At 68.1% G+C, this 20,896-nt stretch carries 22 protein-coding genes; 13 read left to right on the forward strand and 9 right to left on the reverse strand.

Annotation, left to right across the window (positions count from 1 at the left end):
* Positions 1 to 20 precede the first annotated feature (20 nt).
* A complete protein-coding gene (locus tag ACWDTI_RS19980; RefSeq protein WP_449739860.1) occupies positions 21 to 1,235 on the forward strand; it encodes an NAD(P)/FAD-dependent oxidoreductase in 1,215 nt (404 codons plus the stop codon).
* Positions 1,236 to 1,262: 27 nt separating this feature from the next.
* The gene (locus ACWDTI_RS19985) at positions 1,263 to 1,961 is read left to right on the forward strand and encodes a DNA alkylation repair protein (protein WP_449739909.1); all 699 of its coding nucleotides are present in this window, start codon (positions 1,263 to 1,265) and stop codon (positions 1,959 to 1,961) included.
* A gap of 112 nt (positions 1,962 to 2,073) precedes the next feature.
* On the opposite strand, the gene ACWDTI_RS19990 is transcribed toward ACWDTI_RS19985, so the two are convergent.
* The 3 genes from ACWDTI_RS19990 to mftR all read right to left on the reverse strand — a co-directional run bounded on the left by ACWDTI_RS19990 (position 2,074) and on the right by mftR (position 4,241).
* Entirely contained in the window at positions 2,074 to 2,457 is a 384-nt protein-coding gene (locus ACWDTI_RS19990; RefSeq protein ID WP_449739861.1) for a DoxX family protein, read from the reverse strand.
* A gap of 41 nt (positions 2,458 to 2,498) precedes the next feature.
* The gene (locus ACWDTI_RS19995; protein WP_449739862.1) at positions 2,499 to 3,554 is read right to left on the reverse strand and encodes a 2Fe-2S iron-sulfur cluster-binding protein; all 1,056 of its coding nucleotides are present in this window, start codon (positions 3,552 to 3,554) and stop codon (positions 2,499 to 2,501) included.
* 66 nt (positions 3,555 to 3,620) lie between these two features.
* Positions 3,621 to 4,241 (reverse strand): mycofactocin system transcriptional regulator, encoded by a 621-nt coding sequence (mftR, locus tag ACWDTI_RS20000; RefSeq protein WP_449739863.1) that lies wholly within the window; start codon positions 4,239 to 4,241, stop codon positions 3,621 to 3,623.
* Between the two features lie 105 nt (positions 4,242 to 4,346).
* Here mftR and mftA point away from each other — a divergent pair, with 105 nt between their 5' ends.
* The 5 genes from mftA to ACWDTI_RS20025 all read left to right on the forward strand — a co-directional run bounded on the left by mftA (position 4,347) and on the right by ACWDTI_RS20025 (position 8,503).
* On the forward strand, positions 4,347 to 4,445 hold the full coding sequence (gene mftA / locus ACWDTI_RS20005) for a mycofactocin precursor MftA (protein ID WP_449739864.1): 99 nt from the start codon (positions 4,347 to 4,349) through the stop codon (positions 4,443 to 4,445).
* On the forward strand, positions 4,445 to 4,807 hold the full coding sequence (gene mftB / locus ACWDTI_RS20010) for a mycofactocin biosynthesis chaperone MftB (RefSeq protein WP_449739865.1): 363 nt from the start codon (positions 4,445 to 4,447) through the stop codon (positions 4,805 to 4,807). The genes mftA and mftB overlap by 1 nt, the downstream gene beginning before the upstream one ends.
* A gap of 68 nt (positions 4,808 to 4,875) precedes the next feature.
* A complete protein-coding gene (gene mftC, locus ACWDTI_RS20015) occupies positions 4,876 to 6,156 on the forward strand; it encodes a mycofactocin radical SAM maturase (protein ID WP_449739866.1) in 1,281 nt (426 codons plus the stop codon).
* Between the two features lie 111 nt (positions 6,157 to 6,267).
* Entirely contained in the window at positions 6,268 to 7,467 is a 1,200-nt protein-coding gene (gene mftD / locus ACWDTI_RS20020; protein ID WP_449739867.1) for a pre-mycofactocin synthase MftD, read from the forward strand.
* A gap of 223 nt (positions 7,468 to 7,690) precedes the next feature.
* The gene (locus tag ACWDTI_RS20025) at positions 7,691 to 8,503 is read left to right on the forward strand and encodes a mycofactocin-coupled SDR family oxidoreductase (RefSeq protein ID WP_449739868.1); all 813 of its coding nucleotides are present in this window, start codon (positions 7,691 to 7,693) and stop codon (positions 8,501 to 8,503) included.
* A 22-nt stretch (positions 8,504 to 8,525) separates the two neighbouring features.
* Here ACWDTI_RS20025 and ACWDTI_RS20030 read toward each other — a convergent pair whose 3' ends face one another.
* Positions 8,526 to 9,629, reverse strand: a complete 1,104-nt coding sequence (locus tag ACWDTI_RS20030) for a CaiB/BaiF CoA transferase family protein (RefSeq protein WP_449739869.1) — start codon at positions 9,627 to 9,629, stop codon at positions 8,526 to 8,528.
* A gap of 182 nt (positions 9,630 to 9,811) precedes the next feature.
* Between ACWDTI_RS20030 and mftE the strand changes: the two genes are divergently transcribed.
* From mftE to ACWDTI_RS20050, 4 genes are read left to right on the forward strand one after another with little or no spacing between them, the layout of a single operon-like run.
* Entirely contained in the window at positions 9,812 to 10,564 is a 753-nt protein-coding gene (gene mftE / locus ACWDTI_RS20035) for a mycofactocin biosynthesis peptidyl-dipeptidase MftE (protein ID WP_449739870.1), read from the forward strand.
* Entirely contained in the window at positions 10,561 to 12,000 is a 1,440-nt protein-coding gene (gene mftF, locus ACWDTI_RS20040) for a mycofactocin biosynthesis glycosyltransferase MftF (RefSeq protein WP_449739871.1), read from the forward strand. The genes mftE and mftF overlap by 4 nt, the downstream gene beginning before the upstream one ends.
* Before the next feature lie 2 nt (positions 12,001 to 12,002).
* Entirely contained in the window at positions 12,003 to 13,316 is a 1,314-nt protein-coding gene (gene mftG / locus ACWDTI_RS20045; RefSeq protein WP_449739872.1) for a mycofactocin system GMC family oxidoreductase MftG, read from the forward strand.
* A 54-nt stretch (positions 13,317 to 13,370) separates the two neighbouring features.
* Positions 13,371 to 13,799 carry a PPOX class F420-dependent oxidoreductase gene (locus tag ACWDTI_RS20050; protein ID WP_449739873.1) on the forward strand — a complete coding sequence of 143 codons (429 nt, stop codon included), beginning with the start codon at positions 13,371 to 13,373 and terminating at the stop codon, positions 13,797 to 13,799.
* Positions 13,800 to 13,803: 4 nt separating this feature from the next.
* On the opposite strand, the gene ACWDTI_RS20055 is transcribed toward ACWDTI_RS20050, so the two are convergent.
* Positions 13,804 to 14,520, reverse strand: a complete 717-nt coding sequence (locus tag ACWDTI_RS20055) for a vitamin K epoxide reductase family protein (RefSeq protein WP_449739874.1) — start codon at positions 14,518 to 14,520, stop codon at positions 13,804 to 13,806.
* Between the two features lie 9 nt (positions 14,521 to 14,529).
* Positions 14,530 to 15,264 carry a thioredoxin domain-containing protein gene (locus tag ACWDTI_RS20060; protein WP_449739875.1) on the reverse strand — a complete coding sequence of 245 codons (735 nt, stop codon included), beginning with the start codon at positions 15,262 to 15,264 and terminating at the stop codon, positions 14,530 to 14,532.
* Between the two features lie 122 nt (positions 15,265 to 15,386).
* On the opposite strand from ACWDTI_RS20060, the gene ACWDTI_RS20065 reads away from it, so the two are divergent.
* On the forward strand, positions 15,387 to 16,064 hold the full coding sequence (locus ACWDTI_RS20065) for a FadR/GntR family transcriptional regulator (protein ID WP_449739876.1): 678 nt from the start codon (positions 15,387 to 15,389) through the stop codon (positions 16,062 to 16,064).
* Positions 16,061 to 17,290, forward strand: coding sequence for a CynX/NimT family MFS transporter (locus ACWDTI_RS20070; protein ID WP_449739877.1), 1,230 nt, complete (start codon positions 16,061 to 16,063; stop codon positions 17,288 to 17,290). Before ACWDTI_RS20065 ends, ACWDTI_RS20070 begins: the two co-directional genes overlap by 4 nt.
* Positions 17,291 to 17,715: 425 nt before the next feature.
* Here the strand turns inward: ACWDTI_RS20070 and ACWDTI_RS20075 are convergent, their stop codons facing one another.
* The 3 genes from ACWDTI_RS20075 to ACWDTI_RS20085 all read right to left on the reverse strand — a co-directional run bounded on the left by ACWDTI_RS20075 (position 17,716) and on the right by ACWDTI_RS20085 (position 20,893).
* Positions 17,716 to 18,441 carry an aspartate/glutamate racemase family protein gene (locus ACWDTI_RS20075; RefSeq protein ID WP_449739878.1) on the reverse strand — a complete coding sequence of 242 codons (726 nt, stop codon included), beginning with the start codon at positions 18,439 to 18,441 and terminating at the stop codon, positions 17,716 to 17,718.
* Positions 18,442 to 18,456: 15 nt separating this feature from the next.
* On the reverse strand, positions 18,457 to 20,025 hold the full coding sequence (locus ACWDTI_RS20080; RefSeq protein WP_449739879.1) for an NCS1 family nucleobase:cation symporter-1: 1,569 nt from the start codon (positions 20,023 to 20,025) through the stop codon (positions 18,457 to 18,459).
* A gap of 175 nt (positions 20,026 to 20,200) precedes the next feature.
* Complete coding sequence (locus ACWDTI_RS20085) at positions 20,201 to 20,893, reverse strand: GntR family transcriptional regulator (protein WP_449739880.1); 693 nt, start codon at positions 20,891 to 20,893, stop codon at positions 20,201 to 20,203.
* Positions 20,894 to 20,896 lie beyond the last annotated feature (3 nt).

Consider the following 20,896-nt stretch of genomic DNA (forward strand, 5'->3'; position numbering starts at 1 on the left):
GGACGAGCGAAGGAGTGGGGATGGGTGGATCAGGCGCGGGCGTGGTCATCGTGGGTGCCGGCCTCGGTGGCATCCGGGTGGCCGAGTCGTTGCGAGCCAACGACTTCACCGGACCGATCACGCTGATCGGCGCGGAAACGCATCCGCCGTACGACCGTCCACCGCTGTCGAAGTCGGTGCTGCTCGGGGAGAACGACCGGGTCGACCTCAAACCGGCCGACTACTTCACCGAGGCGTCCGTCGAACTGCGCACCGGTGAACGGGTCAGTGCCGTATCCCCCGACGATCACACGGTCACCATCGAACGGATCGACGATCCGGCGCACAGCGAAACCCTGCGCTACGACACCCTCATCCTGGCCACCGGCCTGCTCCCGCGTTCACTGCCGGAGACCGACGGCATTGCCGGGGTGCACGTGCTGCGCACCGTCGACGACGCTCTCGCGCTGCGTGCCGACGCGGAGAGGGCGTCGAGCGCCGTGGTCGTCGGGGCCGGGTTCATCGGCTGTGAGGTGGCCGCATCGCTGACCACCCGCGGTCTGGCGGTGACCATCGTCGAGCCCGCACCGACGCCGCTCGCGGTGGCGCTCGGCGAGCAGATCGGCGCGCTGGTCGCCCGGATGCACAAGGAGCGGGGCGTCGACGTCCGCACCGGCGTCGGCGTCGACGAGGTGCTCACCGAGGGTTCGCGGGTCCGCGGCGTGCGGCTGTCCGACGGCAACGAGGTCGCCGCCGACCTCGTGGTGGTCGGCATCGGCTCGATCCCGGTGACCGACTACCTCGACGGCTCCGGAATCGAGTTCGCCCCACGCGAATCCGGCGGCGGCATCGCCTGCGACGAGCGGGGCGCGACCTCGGCCCCCGACGTCTACGCGCTCGGCGACGTGTCCAACTGGCGCAACGAAGACGGCTCGTACCGCCGCGTCGAGCACTGGACCCACACCGTCGAGCAGGCGACCGTGCTCGGCCACCGCATCGCCGGCAGCGACAACATGATCCCGGCCACCGCACCGTACGTCTGGAGCGACCAGTACGGCCTCAAGATCCAGGTGCTCGGGAGTCCGCGGGGAAGCGACGATGTCCATCTCGTCGACGACGACGGCACCAAGTTCCTCGCCTACTTCAGCCGCGACGGCATCCTCACCGGCGTCGTCGGCGCCGGCAAGGTGGGCGCCGTGATGAAGACCCGCGCCAAACTGCTCACGCCCACACCGATTTCCGAGGTTCTGGGCTGATCGGTGGGCACGACGGCGGCCGAGGAGATCGTCGCGGCACTCGCCGAGGTGGCCGACCCCGACCGTGCTGTGGGCTCGGCCCGGTTCTTCAAGACCGGCCCCGGTGAGTACGGCGAAGGTGACGAGTTCATCGGGGTGACGGTGCCCGCGCAACGGAAGGTGGCCAAGCGGTTTCGCGGGGTCGACGCGGAGACGATCGACTCCTTGCTCGCCTCGCCCGTGCACGAGCACCGGCCCACCGCGTTGTTGCTGTTACGCGGGGAGTTCGAGCGGGCCGGACCGGCGCGGCGAGCGGACTGGGTCGAACGGTATCTGGCCGCCGTCCGCGCCGGGCGGGTCAACAACTGGGATCTGGTGGACACCTCGGCCGGTGCGATTCTGGGCGAATGGCTCTGGGGCGGTGGCGATCACGGGATGCTGCTGGAGTTGGCCCGGGAGCCCGACCTCTGGCGGCGCCGGGTGGGCATCATCGGCACGTTCGCCTTCCTCGGTCACGGCGATGCGGACCCGACGCTTGAAGTGGTGCCGCTGGTTCTCGACGACCGCCGCGACCTCATACAGAAGGCGAGCGGCTGGATGTTGCGGGAGATGGGCAAGCGGGTGGATCGGGAGCTGCTGCTGGGGTTTCTCGAGGAACACGCGGCCGAGATGGGGCGCACGGCGCTGTCGTACGCCGTCGAGCACCTCGATGCCGAGCAGCGCGCGCACTTTCGGGCGTTGCGGTGAGGGTCGAGAGTTCTTCCCCCCGAAATGTGTTCCTCCCCCACAAGCACGTGGGGGAGGAACAGAGTTCGGGGGGAAGAACGCACCGGACGGTCGTTGGGTGGCCGGTTGCCGGTCAGGGCTGTGCGCGGGCCACTTTCAGGGCCGCCCAGATCATCGGGAACTGGAACGGCAGGCGGCCTATCGCGACGACGCGGGCGGCGGTGCCCTTGCCCCACCACAGCCGCACCATGTTGATGTTCGCCGGATAGACCGCGACGAACAGCGCCGCGGCGAGAGCCCCCGACGCGCGACGCGTCCTCGGCGCGAGCAGACCGGCACCGATCGCGAGTTCGGCCGCCCCGGACGCATAGGTCAGCGTGCGAGGATCGGCCGGGATCTCCTCCGGGATGATCTCGTCGAACGGCTTGGGTGCGACGAAATGCAGTGTGCCGATGGACAACAGCATCACCGCGAGGCCGCGGGCGAGTTTCTGGGGTGCGAATCGGTCTGAACTCATGGTTCTCCTTGTCGACGGTTCCCGGCGCTGCGCCCGATCGCTCAGAACTCGATCTTGAGCACATCCGACGTCGGATGCGCCTGGCAGCCGAGGATGTAGCCGTCGGCGATGTCCTCGGGATCGAGCGCGCCGGTGTTATCCATCTCGACCGTACCCTCGGTGAGGGTGCATGCGCAGGAACCGCATTCGCCTTCCTGGCACGAATAGGGGGCGTCGAGGCCGGCCGCGAGCATCACGTCGATCAACGACCGCGAACGCGGCCACCGCAGCGTGTGGGTCTCGCCGTCGAGATCCACGTCGACGCTGGCGGCGCCGGCGTCCTCCTCGGCGCTGACCTCGGCGAGCGCCACATCGGCGAACGGATCGCCGGACAGCGAGTTGTACACCTCGGTGTGCACCTTGTGATGCGGGAAGTTCGCTCCCGCAAGACCTTTGTGGACGGCATCCATGAACGGTCCGGGACCGCACAGGTAGGCGGTGTGATCGGCGAACGCCCGGAACGTGGTGGCCAGCACCTGGTCGTTCGGCAATCCCTGCAAGGACTCCAGCCAGTGGATCAGGGTGAGCCGATCGGCGTGCGCCGCTTGGAGTTCGGCGAGCTCGGCGGCGAAGATCACGTCGTCGACGTCGCGGTTGGCGTAGAAGAAGGTGATCGGTGCGCTCCCGGTGTGCAGGGCCGCCTTGAGGATCGACATCACCGGCGTGACACCCGAACCGGCCGCGATCAGCAGCAGCGGGGTGTCGAGGTCTTTGGGCGTGAACACCCCGGACGGCGGCAGCACCTCGATCTGCGCGCCCGCGACGAGGTTGTCGCACACCCAGTTCGATCCGTATCCGTCGACGGTGCGCTTCACGGTGACCTTGGGCTGCGCGTCGGTGCGCGCCGACGACGCAAGCGAATAGCAGCGAGCCACCGATCCGGTGCGGTCGCTGGGGATGCGCAGGGTGAGGAACTGGCCGGGCTTGTAGTCGGTAAAGTGTTCGCGCTGGGTGTCGGGAATCTCGAACACCACCGACCGCGCGTCGCGGGTCTCGTCGATGACCTCCGCGACCGTCAGGATCACACTGCGCGAGCCGTGCGGCGTCAACTCGGCCATCTGCCCACCTCTCCCGTCAGGAAAACTAGAACACGTTCTAGTCGAGGGTATCGCATCGGCGCGCGATCACGACAGCGCGTCGACTCCGTGGGCCAGGGTACGGCTCCCGGCGTCGATGAGGGCCTCGAGGTCGGCGGACGGATCGGCCAGCCACTGCTCGTAGGCTGCCAGCGCGGTGCCCAGGCACAGCCAGGCGATGGTCTGTGGGATGTGGTCATGCCTGCCGAGGCCGAGACGGTGCGCGCAGAACTCGGCGATGACCTCGCGCCAGTCGGCGTACATCAGCATCGAGTGTGCTTGCAGCGCAGGGACTCCCAGCAGCAACGACATCCGTCTGCGGTGACCGGCCAACTCGTCGGAGGGCACGTCGTTGAACGACACCAGGGCTTGGCGCAGCGCCTCCGACATCGGCAGGTCGTCGGGGATGCCGGCGAGCAGGGCCCGCATGTCGTCGAGGTGCTCGTCGAAGTCGCCCCACGCGATCGCGTTCTTCGACGGGTAGTAGCGGAACAGTGTGCGCCGCGCGATCCCGACCGCGTCGGCCACGTCGTCGACGCTGGTCTCGTCGAAGCCGCGCGAGGTGAACAGATCGATCGCGACGGTGCTGATCCGGGCGCGCGACGTGAGCGGGCGGCGACCCGGCTGTGCGGCGCGGCCACGCTGCCGAGCCTGTTCCGACGACCTCATCTCACCTGTCCGTCCGGCTAGTTTTGGTTCTGGGGTGTTTTTCTGCACCGGGTGCCATTATAGTATTCGGTGATCCACATCACTACAGAAATTGGAGGTTGGATCATGGCCGATCAGACTGCCGCGTCCATGCAGGAGAACGAGCTCGTGGGCGAGTCTCTTGTCGAAGAGGTGTCGATCGACGGGATGTGCGGGGTCTACTGATGTCGACCCCGACGTCGAGTCCGGTGTCCGGCGGCCGCGTGGACGCGGCCGCCGGACCCCGGCGATCAACCGGATCTGATGCGACCGCCGCCTTTGACACCAGCGCCGCATGGACACTGAATCCCAAAGTGGCGCTGCGCCCGGAGCCGTTCGGAGCGCTGCTGTACCACTTCGGCACGCGGAAGCTGTCGTTCCTCAAGAACTTGACCGTCGTCGGGATCGTGCAGTCGCTGGGCGATCACGACACCGCCGACGACGCGTTGTCCGCGGTCGGGATCGGGACCGCGGATCGTCCGCTCTATCTGCAGGCGCTTGCCGCACTTGCCGATTCGGGAATGATCATCCGCCGCGACGCCGCCTGAGCCGGCGGCGCACCTTCTTTCCGCCCGCATGCCTCTTTCCCGACTCGACCAGCCCCGAGGAGTCATAGATGACCACGCTTGAAAAGCCCCCCGCCGCACCGATTCTGGCCACCAGTGCGCCCGCAGCGGCGGCGCCGCCGAAGGTGGGTCGGCTGGTCGACCAGTTCGAGAAGGGTCTCGACGCCCCGATCTGCCTGACCTGGGAGCTGACCTACGCCTGCAATCTGGCGTGTGTGCACTGTCTTTCGTCGTCGGGCAAGCGCGACCCGCGTGAGCTGTCCACCGAGCAGTGCAAGGCGATCATCGACGAACTGCAGCGCATGCAGGTGTTCTACGTGAACATCGGTGGCGGCGAACCCACGGTCCGGCCCGACTTCTGGGAGCTGGTCGACTACGCGACGAGTCATCAGGTGGGAGTCAAGTTCTCCACCAACGGATTACGGATCGACAAGAAGGTCGCCGCGCGGTTGGCCGCCTCCGACTACGTCGACGTGCAGATCTCCCTCGACGGCGCGACCGCGGAGGTGAACGACGCGGTGCGCGGTCCCGGTTCGTTCGACATGGCCGTACGCGCACTGGAGAACCTGCACGAGGCGGGCTTCTCCGATGCCAAGATCAGCGTGGTGATGACCCGGCAGAACGTCGCGCAGCTCGACGAGTTCAAGGCTCTCGCCGACCGCTACAACGCCACCCTGCGGATCACCCGCCTCCGTCCGTCGGGCCGCGGCGCCGACGTCTGGGACGACCTGCATCCGCTGCCCGAGCAACAGCGCGACCTGTACAACTGGCTTGTCGCACACGGTGATCGGGTGCTGACCGGCGACTCGTTCTTCCACCTGTCGGCCTTCGGGGGCTCCGGTGGCGCCGGCGCCCTGCCCGGACTGAACCTGTGCGGCGCCGGGCGCGTGGTCTGCCTGATCGACCCGGTGGGCGACGTCTACGCCTGTCCGTTCGCCATCCACGAGAACTTCCTCGCCGGAAACATCCTCTCCGACGGTGGCTTTCAGCAGATCTGGCAGCGCTCGGACCTGTTCACCGAGCTGCGCGAGCCGCAGAACGCCGGGGCCTGCACCCGCTGTGCCCACTTCGACGCGTGCCGTGGCGGCTGCATGGCCGCGAAGTTCTTCACCGGTCTGCCGCTGGCCGGACCCGACCCGGAGTGCGTACAGGGCTATGGCGAACAACTGCTCGCCGGTGAACGGACCAAACCGACTGCGAACAAGGATCATTCGCGTGGCACCCCGCTGACCCTGATGACCCGACGCCCCGATGGCGACGACCTCCTGCCCGTGGGAGCGCCACCGTCCAAGAGCTGCGACGAGAACCCGCTCGCCGGGTTCACGCCGTGAACCGATAACCCGCGAGGAAATGCTCGGCCCGGGCACGCGTTCGGCCACCGAAGGTGGCCGGACGGGCCCGTGCTGTGCAATGCCTGAAATGAAATAGATAGGTGAAGAACAATGGAGAACCCCTGGGCCCGTAACCCCTGGTTCGAGACCGTCGCCGAGGCGCAGCGCCGCGCCAAGAAGCGGTTGCCGAAATCGGTGTACTCGTCGCTGGTCGCCGGTACGCAGGGCGGAATCACCGTGCACGACAACACCGATGCGTTCGGCGAGATCGGCTGGACACCCCATGTGGTCGGTGCGCAGGCCGAACGCGAACTCGCCACCACGGTCATGGGGCAGGACATCTCGTTCCCGGTGATGATCTCGCCGACCGGTGTGCAGGCGGTCGACCCCGACGGTGAGGTCGCCGTCGCGCGGGCCGCCGCCGCCCGCGGGACGGCGATGGGGCTCTCGAGCTTCGCCTCGCACCCGATCGAAGAGGTCACCGAGGTCAACGACAAGATCTTCTTCCAGATCTATTGGCTCGGCAGTCGCGACGACATCGCCGCCCGCGTCGAGCGCGCGCGTGCGGCCGGTGCCAAGGGCCTCATCGTCACCACCGACTGGGTGTTCAACATCGGGCGCGACTGGGGCAGCCCGGAGATCCCGGAGAAGGTGAACTTCAAGGCGCTGCTGCGACTCGCGCCCGAGATCGCGGTGAAACCGCGGTACGCGATGGACTGGGTCAAGGGCGGCAAGGTCGTCATCCCCGACCTCACCGCGCCGAACCTGCCGGCGGACAAGAACCAGGAGGGGCCGACGTTCTTCGGCGCCTACTACGAGTGGATGAACACCCCGCCGCCCACGTGGGACGACCTCAAGTGGCTGCGTGAGCTGTGGGGCGGACCGTTCATGGTCAAGGGCATCACCCGCCTCGACGACGCCAAGCGTGCCGTCGACATCGGTGCCACCGCGCTGTCGGTGTCCAACCACGGCGGCAACAACCTCGACGGCACGCCCGCCACCATCCGCCTCCTGCCGGGCATCGCCGACGCCGTCGGCGACCAGATCGAGGTGCTGCTCGACGGCGGAATCCGCCGCGGCAGCGACGTCGCCAAGGCGGTCGCGCTCGGTGCCCGCGCCGTGATGATCGGCCGCGCCTACCTGTGGGGCCTGGCCGCCAATGGGCAGACCGGCGTCGAGAACGTCCTCGACCTGCTGCGCATGGGTCTCGACGGTGTCGTGATGGGCCTGGGCCACAAGAGTGTTCACGAACTCTCGCGCGACGACCTGATCATCCCGGAAGGTTTCGAGCGCTCCTTCGGCGCGATCTGAACCGCAACGCCATCACTACGAACGTCGAGTGGGCGTCGGTTTTCGTTGAGTGGGCGCGTGCCTGACGCACGTGTGCCCACCCAACGTAAACCGGCGCCCACTCAACGCAAACCGGCGCCCACTCGACACGAAACGCCCCCGTCACGGGACGGGCGCGCCATGACGCTTGGGCGGGTGGCGTTTGGGGGACCTTTGCGGAAGTAGAACGTGTTACAGTTTCGGCATGGGAACGTTCGACGGCTCGGTCGTCTACATCACGGGGCTCGCGCGTGGGCAGGGGCGCAACCATGCGCTGCGATTCGCGGGCGAGGGTGCATCGATCATCGGCCTCGACATCGCCGGGCCGGTGGCCGAGCACACCACCTATCCGGCCGCGACCGCCGACGACCTCGCCGAGACGGTGCGGCTCGTCGAGGAGGCGGGTGGCAAGATCCTTGCCCGCCAAGGTGATACGCGAGACCTGGCGTTCCAGGAGCAGTTGGTCGCCGACGGTGTCGAGCAGTTCGGTGGGCTCGACCACGTCGTCGCCAATGCCGGCATCCTCACCTGGGGCACCACCTGGGAGCTCACCGAGGAGCAGTTCACCGACGTCATCGACACCAATCTCGTCGGCACCTGGAAGACGTTGCGCGCCACCATCCCGACGATGATCGAGGCCGGCAACGGCGGCTCGATCACCGTAATCAGCTCCGTCGCCGGGCTGAAGGCGATGCCGCTGCAGGCGTCGTACTCGGCGTCGAAGTTCGGGTTGCGCGGGCTGACCCAGACCGCGGCAAAAGAGCTGGGGCACTATCGGATTCGGGTCAACAGCGTGCATCCGTACGCGGTCGACACCCCGATGGGTGTCGCCGACACCGAGGCACACCGCATCTTCGATATGCCCTGGGTGAGACCGCATCTCACGTCGATCCTCAACTATCACCCGGTGGCCGGGCTCGACGAGATCTCCGACGTCGTCCTCTATCTGGCCTCCGACGGCGCGAAGGCCGTCACCGCCGCCGAGTTCCCGATCGACATGGGCAATTCCAAGGTCTGACCGATCGCCCGGCCGGCGAGGCTCAGTCCTGCCAGACCTCGGCGGCGGGGGTTGCGGTGCGCGTCGGGCCGGTGGGCGTTTCGGGGTTGGTCCGTGAAAACCGTGGCGCCACTTGGGCCTGCGTCACGCCGTCGATCTCGACGAGGTTGGCGCGGGCAGCCATGTGCGGATCCGACGGCGCCTCGGCGAAGGTGAGCACCGGGGAGGTGCACGCGTCGGTGCCGTCGAAGATCTTGGTCCATTCGTCGCGGGTGCGCGACGCGAAGGTCTCGGTGAAGATCTGCTTCAGTTTCGGCCAGTTCGCGAAGTCGTTCTGCGCCGGCAGATCCGCGTCGGCCAGCCCGAGCCCGGTCAGGAGCTCGGCGTAGAACTGCGGTTCGATGGCACCCACGGCCATGTACTTGCCGTCGGAGGTCTCGTACACCTCGTAGTACGGGGCGCCGGTGTCGAGCATGTTGACGCCGCGTTCGTCGCTCCACAGCCCGGTGCCCCGGAACGCCCACATCATCTGTCCGAGAACCGAAGCGCCGTCCACCATGGCCGCGTCGACGACCTGTCCGCGGCCGGACGTCTGCCGTTCCAGCAGTGCGGCGAGCACACCCATCACCAGGAACATCGACCCGCCGCCGAAATCACCGGCCAGGTTCAGCGGTGGTACCGGGCGATCGTCCTTGCGGCCGATCGCATGCAGCATGCCGGTCAGGGAGATGTAGTTGATGTCGTGGCCGGCGCGGTCGGCGCGCGGCCCCTCCTGCCCCCACCCGGTCATCCGCCCGTAGACCAGCCCGGCGTTCACGGCGGCGAGGTCGTCGGGACCGAGGCCCAGACGCTCCATCACGCCCGGCCGGAATCCCTCGAGGACGACGTCGGCCTTGCCGACCAGCCGCAGGATCTCCTCGCGGTCCGCCGGGTCTTTCAGGTTGGCCTCGACGACGCGCCGGCCGCGCAACAGGGCGTCGGCGTTGCGTCCCTCCGCCGGTAGGGATCCGGCGCGCTGGACCCGGATGACGTCCGCACCGAGATCGGCGAGCATCATCGCGGCATGCGGCCCGGGTCCGATCCCGGCGAACTCGATCACGCGGATTGCACTGAGCGGACCGTTCTTTCCGCTGCTCTGACTCGTCATGGAGATCCTCCCGATGCGTCGCCGCCCGTGTGTCGGGCATCACGTGTGTGCGACCAGCATTACACAACCGATCGATCGCTCGGACAGGCGGGCGGCGCGTCGGTCGGTCGAGGGTCCGATCCGGTCGACGAAAACCTCGTGAGCGGTTAACAGGCATCGGATGCATCGCTAGAGTTGACCGAATGACACGTCGGGCGGTGCTGGGACAACTGTGTTGGCCGGAAGTGTCGGATCTTTCGGTCACCCTCCTCGTCCCGCTGGGCGCCACCGAGCAGCACGGCCCCCATCTACCCCTCGACACCGACAGTCGGATCGCGACGATCGTGGCAACGCGCGCCGCGCAACTCTGGGCCGATGACGTGGGGGGGTCGGCGCCACGAGGTGCCGCCGCCGACGACGTCGCCGTGCTGAGCGCGCCGGGCCTGAACTACGGCGCCAGTGGTGAACACGAGGGATTCGCCGGCACGATCTCCCTCGGTCATGACGCCTTGCACCTGATGCTGCTGGAGTACGGGCGCAGCGCCTGCCGCTGGGCCGACCGCCTGGTGTTTGTCAACGGTCACGGCGGCAACGGCTCCACGCTGGTCTCCGCGGTGCGGCGACTCCGCTACGAAGGGCGTGAAGCCGCCTGGTTCCCGTGCGCCGTGCCGGGTGCCGACGCCCACGCCGGCACTACCGAAACATCTGTCCTGCTGCACTTTTCGCCCGACGATGTGCGGCACACGGAGGTCGAGGTGGGCAATGTCGCGCCGATCGCCACGCTGTTGGGCCAGATGCGCGACGGCGGAGTGGCCGCGGTGAGCGCCAACGGTGTGCTCGGCGACCCCACGGCGGCCACCGCGGATCACGGTGCCGCCGTCGTCGACGATCTGGTGACGGGTCTGCGCGACGCCGTGTCGGCGTGGGCCGTCGACGAGACGGGCCGGCTGCGATGACCGCCCTCGACGCGGAGCCCGACGAGACCGCAGAGGTCGACACCCACCTGCCGGATGGTTTCCAGGTGCAGATCGACCTGCGCTGCGCGCGGCACCGCGACCTCCGCTACCTTGTCGGCGGCTCGCCCACCCGAATGCTGCGACTCTCCGACGCGGCACTCGGCATGACCTCCAGCGACGGTCGAATCGAGGTGTGCGACACCGCGACCCGGGCCTTGGCCCGTCGGCTGCTGGATTCGGGTATCGCCCACCCGCGACCCATGTTCGGCCCCAGACCCGACGAGGTGACCATCGTGGTACCGGTCCGCGGCAACCAGGCAGGCGTCGACCGGCTGCTCGCCGCCGTCGCCGGCACCTCCCCGGTCATCGTCGTCGACGACGCGTCGGTGCAACCGATCACCGCCGCCGGCGACGGGGTTCGGGTGATCCGGTTCGACGAGAACCGCGGGCCGTCGGCGGCACGCAACGCCGGTGCGGCGGCCGCGACCACCGAGTTCGTCGCGTTCCTCGACTCCGACGTCGTCCCGCCCGCCGACTGGCTCACCATGCTCCTCGCCCACTTCTCGGACCCGTCGGTGGCGATCGTCGCGCCACGGATCGTCGGGCGCAGCCGAGGCGGTCGCGGTGTCGGGATGGCCGAGCGGTACGAGAACGGATACTCCTCGCTGGACATGGGACCCACCGAGTGTGCGGTGGTGCCCGGCACCCCGACCCCGTACGTGCCGAGCGCGGCGATGGTGGTGCGGCGCAGTTCGTTCAGCGGGTTCGACGAGTCGCTGCGGGTCGCCGAGGATGTGGACCTGTGCTGGCGCACCCACAATGCGGGGTGGCGGATCCGCTACGACCCGGTCGCCGAGGTCGCCCACGATCACCGCACGGATCTGTGGTCCGTGCTCGATCGGCGCCGCTACTACGGCACCGGCGCCGCCTATCTGGCCGATCGGCACGGTGGATTCGCCGCTCCCGTCGTGATGTCGATCCCGATGGCGGCTGCGGTGATCGCGTTGCTCACCCGCACCCGGATCGGGCTGGCGATCGCGATGATCATCGTGCTGCAGATCTCGCTGCGGTTGCGCGGACGACTCGGCGAACTGCCGGGGGCGCCGATGGTGGCGACGGCGATGTCGACCCGCGCGGTCGGGTTCGGGATGCTGCAGGCGGCAGGGGCCATCTGCCGACACTACTGGCCGGTCGCGGTCATCCTCGCCGTCGTGTCCGGCCGATTCCGAAATCTCGCGATCCAGGTGGCGGTGGCCGAGGGCGTCGTCGCGTGGGTGCGTCACGTGCTGGCCGAACCGTCGGTCGCCCCCGCGCTCGGGCCGTTCGCCTTCACCCTGTTCCGACGACTCGACGACCTCGCCTACGGCGCCGGCCTCTGGCAGGGCGCGATCGAGCATCGCGACTTCGGCGCCCTGCGCCCGGTGCTGACCAGGTAGCCATGACGCGCCGTGCGGTACCGGCGTCGGCCGACGTGGTGATCGTCGGGGCGGGCAGTGCGGGGTGCGTGCTCGCCGAACGCCTGTCCCGCGATCCCGACCGCTCGGTGCTGCTGTGCGAACCCGGGCCGGCGGAGTGGCCGTCGGACCGCGTTCGGGACCTGCGCCGCCTGCCGATCGCCGACGGATCCGACCACGCGGTGCGGCATCCGGAGGCGTCGGGTCTCGCGGTGATCCGCGGGCGGGGTCTCGGGGGATCGTCGGTGGTCAACGGCGGATACTTCCTGCGGTGGCACGCCGACGATTTCGCCGGATGGCCGACCGGCTGGGAGCTCGCCGACATCGCCGCACGCTACGACGAACTCGACGCCACCATGGAGGTCTCGGTGTTCGCCGACGACGAGCTGACCGAGCGGTGCCGTCGGTTCGAATCCTGGTGGACCGGACGCCTCGGAGCCCGTCCCCTCGACGAGCCCTGGCCGACCGTCGGGGTGAACCGGGTGCGCGCCAACCGGATCGGCAGCCTGCGCAGGACGGCCGGGGAGGCCTATCTGCGTCCGGCGTCGACGCGCGACAACCTGACCGTGTGCGCCGACACCGATGTCGACGTGGTGGTTTCCCGGGGCCGGGACGTGTCCGGGGTGCGGGCGGGGGACGACGTCGTCGCGGCCGGCGAGGTGATCCTGTGTGCGGGCACGCTCGGCACCGCGGCGATCCTGCTGCGCTCCGGCCTCGCCGTCGCCCCCGAGGGAGAGCTCACGCTGCACGAGCATCGCGAGGTCCTCGTGCACCATGGGGGTCTCGGTCCGCCGCAGCCGTCGGTGCCGCTGCTACAGACCGTGGTGCACACCCCCGACGAGCTCGAGATCCGCTGCTACAGCTCGGACATGGCTGACTACATCGACGGCGTACCACCCGTGGGGCCGGCGATCGGGGTGGCGGCGATGCGGCCGGGTGCGCCGGGGACCGTGCGTCTCGCCGGCCGCGACGCGGCCGTGGATCTCGGGCCGGGGGACCCGGGCGAGGCGCAGCGGGTGGCCGCGGGTATCGACGATGTGGTGACGATGCTGCGCTCGCCGGACTTCGCCGGGCTCGTCGACGCCGGCACGATCGCCGTCGACCCGGTCCTGCGCAACGCCCAACACGCCTGGGGGACCATGCCGATGGGGGAGCGGACCGACTGGCTCGGCGGCGTGCACGGTATCCGTGGCCTGCGCATCGTCGACGGCTCGATCCTCCCCACCGCCGGACGCAGCGGGCCGCACGCCACGATCATGATGGTCGCGTGCCGGATCGGGGACGCGCTCATCGCGTGACGGCAGCCGCGCTCGAACGTCGGTCAGGGGAGAGAACCGTGGCATCGTGAAGCCATGACAGCATCACTGAACGACCCGGCGATCCGCGAGTTCCTCGGCAGCGGCACCAAGACCGGCCATCTCGGCTACCTCGCCGCCGACGGCCGACCGCTGGCGGTGCCGATCTGGTTCGTGCTCGACGGCGATCGCGTCGCCTTCAACACCGGCGCCGACACCGCCAAGGCCCGTGCCATGGTCCGCGACCCCCGGGTGGTGCTGTCGGTCGACCTACCCGAACCGCCGTATGCGTTCGTGCAGATCCAGGGCCGCGCGGTGACGAGTGACGAGCCGGACGAGGTCAGGCGGATCGCCACGCTGTGCGGTGGCCGCTACATGGGTGCCGATCGGGCCGAGGAGTTCGGGGCCCGCAACGGCGTGCCGGGGGAGCTCGCGGTGTGGATCGAGCCGACCAAGGTCGTCGCCGCGCTGGACATGACGGCGTAGGCGGTCAGATCAGCGTCGACCAGTAATCCCAGAACTGCACGCCGATCGCGACGATCACCACGGCGTACCAGACCGGCAGCAGCACCCACAGCCACGAGCGGATCTCCCGGCCGCGATCGGTGCCGCGGATGACGCGGTTGATGGACAGGATGAGGATCGGTGCGGTGACCACCCACACCACCATGCAGTAGGGGCACAGGGCGTGGATGCGGTACACCGACTGGAATGCCAGCCAGTTGACCATCACGAAACCGGCTGCGGTGCACAGGGCCTGCCCGAGCCAATACCACCGGGGCAAGTAGATGCCGGCGGTGGCCAGTACCCCGGTGACGACGATGACCGAGAACGCCGCGATGCCGATCAGCGGATTCGGGAACCCGAAGATCGCCGCCTGCTTGGTGACCATGACCGACCCGCACGAGATGATCGGGTTGATGCTGCAGCTGGGTTTGTAGCCCGGCTCGGTCAGCAGATGGAAGCGTTCGACGGTGAGGGTGGCCGAGGCGAGCAGGCCGATGGCGCCCAGCAGCAGCACCGCGAAACCGGTGGCACGTGACACCGTGACCAGGGAGAACAGGCTCCCGGTGTCGCTGTTGTCGTCGTCGCCGGACGTGTCGATCTCGTTCGGGTCGGCGGCGGTGGCCGGTAGTCGGCGGTCGTCGGTGGCCTCCGTGGCCGGGGCGGGCGCCACGACGTCGTCGGTGGTCGGTGTGTCGGTCATGCTCGAGTCCTACTTGTTGGCTGCGGCGTTGACGGCGGCGACGAAGGCGTCGGGTGTCGTCAGCTCGTACTTCTCGCCGTTGATCTTCACGGTCGGCGTGGAATCGACACCGGAACCCAGGGCCTGCTGGGTGGTCTGCTTGACCCAACCGCCGAACTGGTCGTCGGTGATGCACTTCGAGAGATTCGGGGCGCCCGACTGCTGGGCGATGGAGTTGAGCTGGTCGTCGGTGAGGCCCGCGCTGCCCTCGGCGGGCTGCTGGGCGTAGAGGTTGTTGTGAAACTTCAGCCAGGTGTCGAAATTGCCGTCGCCGGCGGTGGCCTGGGCGACGCATGCCGAGGCGTTCGCCGAGCGCGACGAGTAGTTGGTGGTGGACATCTTGTCGAGGAAGGCGATCGGCTGGTAGTCGACGGCGACCTTCGGGTTCGCCCGTACCTCTGCGATGGCGTCGGCGAACTGCGACTCGAAGGCGCGGCAGGCCGGGCACTGGAAGTCCTCGACGAGCGTGACGACCACCGGCGGAGTCGTGCCCTTCGGTGCGGTCGTGATCCGGAAGGCGTTATCGGTGGCAACCGTGACCGTGTCGCCCGACACGTCGGTGGACTTGTTGGAGGAGACCAGCCACACGCCGAGGCCGGCGATGAGCAGGACCAACACCACCGCGGCACCGATCTTCATCCAGAATGACCGGCGCTTTTCGGCCTGACGTGGGTCGACTACGGGCGTACGGCGCTTCTCGGCCACTGGTCCCTCACAATTCTCGACGCCGCTCTCGCGGCTTGCTGTTACGGCGGTGCTCGCCGACGCACTACAGGGTACTGGTAGCGGCTGAAGTAATCGTAAACATGGGATGTTAGGCTCTTTGCGTGTCTGACGTCATCGCACCGCCGCCGCGGACCAGTGAACTCGTGGTCGATCGCATGCAGGGCCACATCCGCCGTGGTGAGTGGCCGGTCGGCTCCCGGATTCCGGCCGAACCCGAACTGGTCAGGCAATTCGGTGTGGGCCGCAACACAATTCGGGAAGCGGTTCGGGCCCTCGAGCACGCCGGCATGCTGGCACCCCGTCGCGGCGACGGCACGTATGTCCGCAGCCGGAGTCTGCTGGCCGCGGCCATGGTGCGATCGGCGCCGCGATCCGACCGCCAGGACCTCCTCGAGGTGCGTCGCGGCCTGGAGACCGAGGCCGTCGCGGCCGCCGTCGTGCGCGCCACCGCCGACGAGGTCGGAGAACTTCGACGACTTCTGGGCGAGGCCGAGACGGCTCTGTCCGCGGGTGACCTCGAGGCGTATGCGACCGCCGACATCGCGTTCCACACGGCGCTGGTCGCCGCGTCGGGAAACCAGTTGCTCATCGAGCTGTACGGCAGCGTGGTCGAGGTGATGCAGAGGTCGTTTGCGGAGATCCTCGAGCCGGTACTCGCCGAAGGAGCCCATCCCGGTGGCCACGCCGCAGTGGTCGAGGCCATCGCGGCCGGCGACGTGGCCGGCGCACGTACCGCCGTCGCGTCCTATCTCGAGCACGTGCCGGGCGGGTTGTCATGAGCCCACGGCGCACGAGCACCCCGACCGCCTCGGCCACCGGCGTGTCCGCGCGGCCCGATTCCGGCACCCCGCACGGTCTGGCCGCGGTGATCGCGGCGATCGGCATCATGTTGGTCGCCGCGAATCTGCGTCCACCGGTGGTGTCGGTCGCGCCGCTCATCGACGACATCACCGCCGACCTCGGATTCAGCAGTGCGGTGGCCGGTCTGCTCACGACGCTGCCGGTGCTGTGTTTCGGTCTGAGTGCACCGTTCGCTCCGCGGTTGGCCGCCCGATTCGGCATCGAACGCACCGTGTTCGTCTCGATGGTCGTGTTGATCGCCGCGATGGTGCTGCGGTTCGTGCCCGGGGACGGTGCGCTGTTCGCGGGTTCGGCGCTGGTGGGTGCGTCGATCGGGGTGTGCAACGTGGTGTTGCCGTCGCTGATCAAGCGGGACTTCGCGCATCGCTCGGGTCTGATGACCGGCCTGTACTCGATGACGCTGTCCGGGGGTGCGGCGATCGCCGCCGGGCTCACGGTGCCGATCGACCGGGCGCTCGGCGGGAACTGGCGGCTCACCCTGCTGAGCTGGTCGCTGCTGGCTCTCGTGGCTCTGCTGGTGTGGGTGCCGCAACTGCGCCGGGTCCACCGCGTTGCCGTCGCACACGTGGCACCGTCGCTGCGGCGCAACCGGATCGCCTGGGCGATCACCGTCTTCATGGGTACCCAGTCGTTGATCTTCTACACCTTCAGCGCCTGGCTGCCGACGTACCTGGTCGAGGAGGGGCGGACCGACGCGCAGGCCGGTGCGGTGCTCGCGATCGGTCAGGTCTGTGCTCTCACCGCGTCGTTGGTGATCCCCATCATCGCCGTCCGGTTTGCCGACCAGCGACTCCTCACCCTGGTCGTGCTCGCCATCTGCGCCGGTGGGTTCGTCGGACTCGTCTGCACCGACAGCCTGGTCACGCTGTGGACGATCATGATCATGGTCGGGCCGGGTGCCTCGATCAGCCTGGCGCTGCTCTTCATGGTGTTGCGCAGCCCGTCGACGACGGTGACCAGTCAGGTGTCGGGGATGGCCCAGTCGATCGGCTATGTCGTTGCGGCACTGGGCCCGATCGTCATCGGCGCGCTGCACGACGCCACCGGCTCGTGGACGGTCGCGATGGGTGTGCTGGGCCTGGCGGTGATTCCGCAGGCGGCCTCGACCTTGGTCGCGGCGCGAGACGTCACCATGCGCGTGTAGCGACTCCGGGCTCACAACCCTTTGGCCACGGCGACGACTGCGCGGAGCGGATTCGGCCGCCGAATTGGACGTCGGTGCCGTCGACCTGGACGTCGATAGAGGCATGCCGGTTACCACCGCCCTCCACGACCGCAGCCCACCCGGACTTGTCGGCGTCCGGTGATACACCAATGTCAGCCGGACAGGGTCAGTCAATGAGCAGCGTCGGTCAATGAGCAGGCTCGGTCAATGACGATGTCAGCCAACGACGGTGTCAGCCAACGAAGCCTGCGTAACCCTCTGACGCGCAGCACATTCCAACACAGCACATTTCGCGCACCCGACCCCGTCGGGACCGTGCACGTACCTTGAGAACTCCATAGTGAAACGGCAATCGGGCTCCGCTCGACCACGGGGTGGGTCGGGCGGAGCGCCGCGGCCCGGCGTCAGCTGCCGAAGTCGCGCAAGAGTCCGGTGTAGGACTTGGGCGGCGGGGTTGCGAACTCGCCGGACGTGGTGCCGGTGTGCAGTCCCATGGCGGCCATGGCGGTGAGCATGCCGACACCGGCGGCCACGCCGTCGATCACCGGAGCGCCGATGGCGGCGCTCATCCGCGCGGGCAGATCGGCCATGCCGGCGCAGCCCAGGACGACGGCATCCGATCCGTCGGTGAGAAGGGCTTCACGGCAGGCCTTTTCGAGGATGTCGGCGGTGGCCGGGTTGGTCTCGAGTTCGAGTACGGGGATGTCGCAGGCATGCAGGCCGCGGCACTGTCGGCCGAAGCCGTAGTGGTCGACGAGGTCGGCGGCACGTCCGATGGTGCGGTGGAGGGTGGTGACGACGGAGAAGCCACGACCGAGTGATGCGGCGACATGCATGGAGGCCTCGGCGATCCCGAGTACGGGTGCCTCGGCGATCTCGCGTGCCGCGTCGAGGCCCGGATCGCCGAAGCAGGCGATCAGGTAGCCGTCGCAGCCGGGATTGTCGGCGATGGCCCGCAGCAGGCCGGGCACGGCGAGCGCTTCGTCGTAGTGACTCTCGATCGACGCGGGCCCCATCGGTGAGGTGACCGCGACGATCTCGGCGTCGGGACGGGCGACCGCCCGCGCCGCGACGGCGATGACGTCGGTCATCGCCGTCGCGGTGTTGGGGTTGATGACGCAGATCCGCATGGTCGGCTCGGGCGCTTACAGCGCCGTCTCCTCCAGGGTGCCGTCCTTCGCGGTCGGCAGCGACGGCGGGACCACGCCGGTGGCGTAGATGAGGCTCTTCGGCGCGAAGGTCATGCCGAGCCAGTAGACCAGGGCGCCGGCCGCCGCGCCCATGAACCAGGTGAAGCTGGCCTGGTAGGCGCTGCCCCACAGCACGAAGCTGATCGGCAGGACCGACGCGACGATGACCGAGACGATCGCGACCGGATTCCAGCCGTTGCGATACGAGTAGGTCTTGCCTTCATCCATGCTGAACAGGTCGTCGACCTCGATCTTCTGCTTCTTGATGACGTAGAAGTCGATGATCAGGATGCCGAACAGTGGTCCGATCACCGCACCCAGCGTGTCCATCGTGTAGTGGATCGCGGTCGGGTTGTTGAACAGGTTCCACGGGGTGATCAGGACCGAGCCGACGGCCGCGATCATGCCGCCGGTCCGCCAGGAGATCTTGGTCGGCGCGACGTTGGAGAAGTCGAAGGCGGGCGAGACGAAGTTCGCGACGATGTTGATGCCGATGGTCGCGACGGCGAAGGTCAGCACGCCGAGCACCGCTGCGGTGGTGTTGTCGATCTTGTCGACGATGTGCACCGGATCGGTGATGATCTTGCCGTCCTCGTCGTGGCCGATGACCGTCGCGCCGGCGGAGACCGTGCACACCACGAGCAACGAGAAGAACAGGAAGTTCACCGGCAGACCCCAGAAGTTGCCGCGCTTGACCTCATGGAAACTCTTGCCGTAGCGCGAGAAGTCGCCGAAGTTGAGCATCGGACCCGAGAAGTAGGAGACGACCAGGGCGAAGGCGCTGATCATCTGGGTGATCGCCGACCACCCGGAGAGACCCGGTCCTTCGGACAGATCGAAGTGCACGTTGCTCCACCCCGCTTTGGCAATCAGGTAGGCGGCCAGCGCGATCATCACGACATACACTGCGGGACCACAGAAGTCGATGAACTTGCGGATGGTGTCCATGCCGTTCCAGAACACGAACGCCTGCAGGATCCACATCAGGATGAAGCCGGCCCAACCGAGCAGACTCAGGCCGAGGAATCCGTGCTGGTCGACGTCGGCCCACGGTTCGAGACTGGGCCAGAACTTCAACGCCAACAGCACGAAAGCGACCGAGGCCAGGTAGGTCTGGATCCCGTACCAGACCACCGCGATGCAGCCGCGGATGATGGCCGGGATGTTTGCGCCCTTGACGCCGAAGGCAACTCGGGTGGTGACCGGGTAGGGGACGCCCGCGAGCTGCGAGGGCTTGGCGACCAGATTGCACAGGATGTTGACGGCGACGATGCCCACCAGCAGGGCGACCAGCACCTGCCAGGCCGCGATGCCGAGGGCGAACAGGCTGCCGGCGAAGACATATCCGCCGACGCTGTGGATGTCGGACATCCAGAAGGCGAAGATGTTGTACCAGGTCCACTTCTGCTCTTTGAGTGGCGCGAGGTCGGAGTTGGTGAGCCGCTGGTGGTATCCCAGCTTGATGACGCTTTCTCCGGCGGCGCTGTGATGCGTTTCGACGGCCGCGTCGGGCGATGCGGACATGTGGGTTCTCCCGGTCAGGTCGTGGGTGACAGGTCGTGGGTGATGTTGTGTCGCAGGGTCAGCGCGCGCATCATCGGGAACGCTGATGGGACAAACGTAGAAACGGTTTGTTACCGGATGATGAACTGGCAGATATATTTCTCCGGGAACCGGAGAGCTTGTCGGACCGCTCGGCTCAGTCGTGCCGCACGTCGAGATCCGCGGCGGATTCGATGATGGCGCTCTCGAGTCGCTGGTGGTGGACTCGCGCCACATCGAGGACGGCGGCGGTGTCGCGGGCGGCGAAGCCGTCGAGAAGGGCGGCGTGATCGTCGTTGAGGGCCTGCTGTACCTCGACGCTGACCCCGCGCATCACCTGGAACGGTTCGGTGAGGTTCCAGGTGGAGGAGAACATGTGCAGCAGGCGGGGCATCGCACACGGTGTGGTGAGCTCGGTGTGGAACCGTCGCGAGGTGTCGTGAAAGGCCTTGCGGTCGTTGAACTTGACGGCGGTGAGCAGCTCGTCGTGATGTTCGCGGGCACGGCCCAGGGCGGCGTCGTCGATCAGGTCGACCGCGCGTGCCAGCGCGGCCTGTTCGAGGGTGCCACGCACGAAGTAGATCTCGCGCAGTTCCTCGGTCGACAGTTGGCTCACCCGGTATCCGGCATTCCGCTGATGCACCACGAGACCCTCGCCGACAAGGGTTTTCAGTGCCTCACGGACGGGGATCGGACTGACCCGGAAGGCGTCGGCGACCTCGCCGGGCGGTATCTGTGCGCCGGGCGGTGCGCCGCCGGACAGGATGAGACGCCGCAATTCCTCGAGGACGTTGGCGTGGGTGCTCTCCGAGCGCGTCTGGGCCAGCTGGGCGATCAGCCGGTCGGTCATCCG

The sequence above is a fragment of the Gordonia sp. NPDC003424 genome (genome assembly GCF_053588655.1).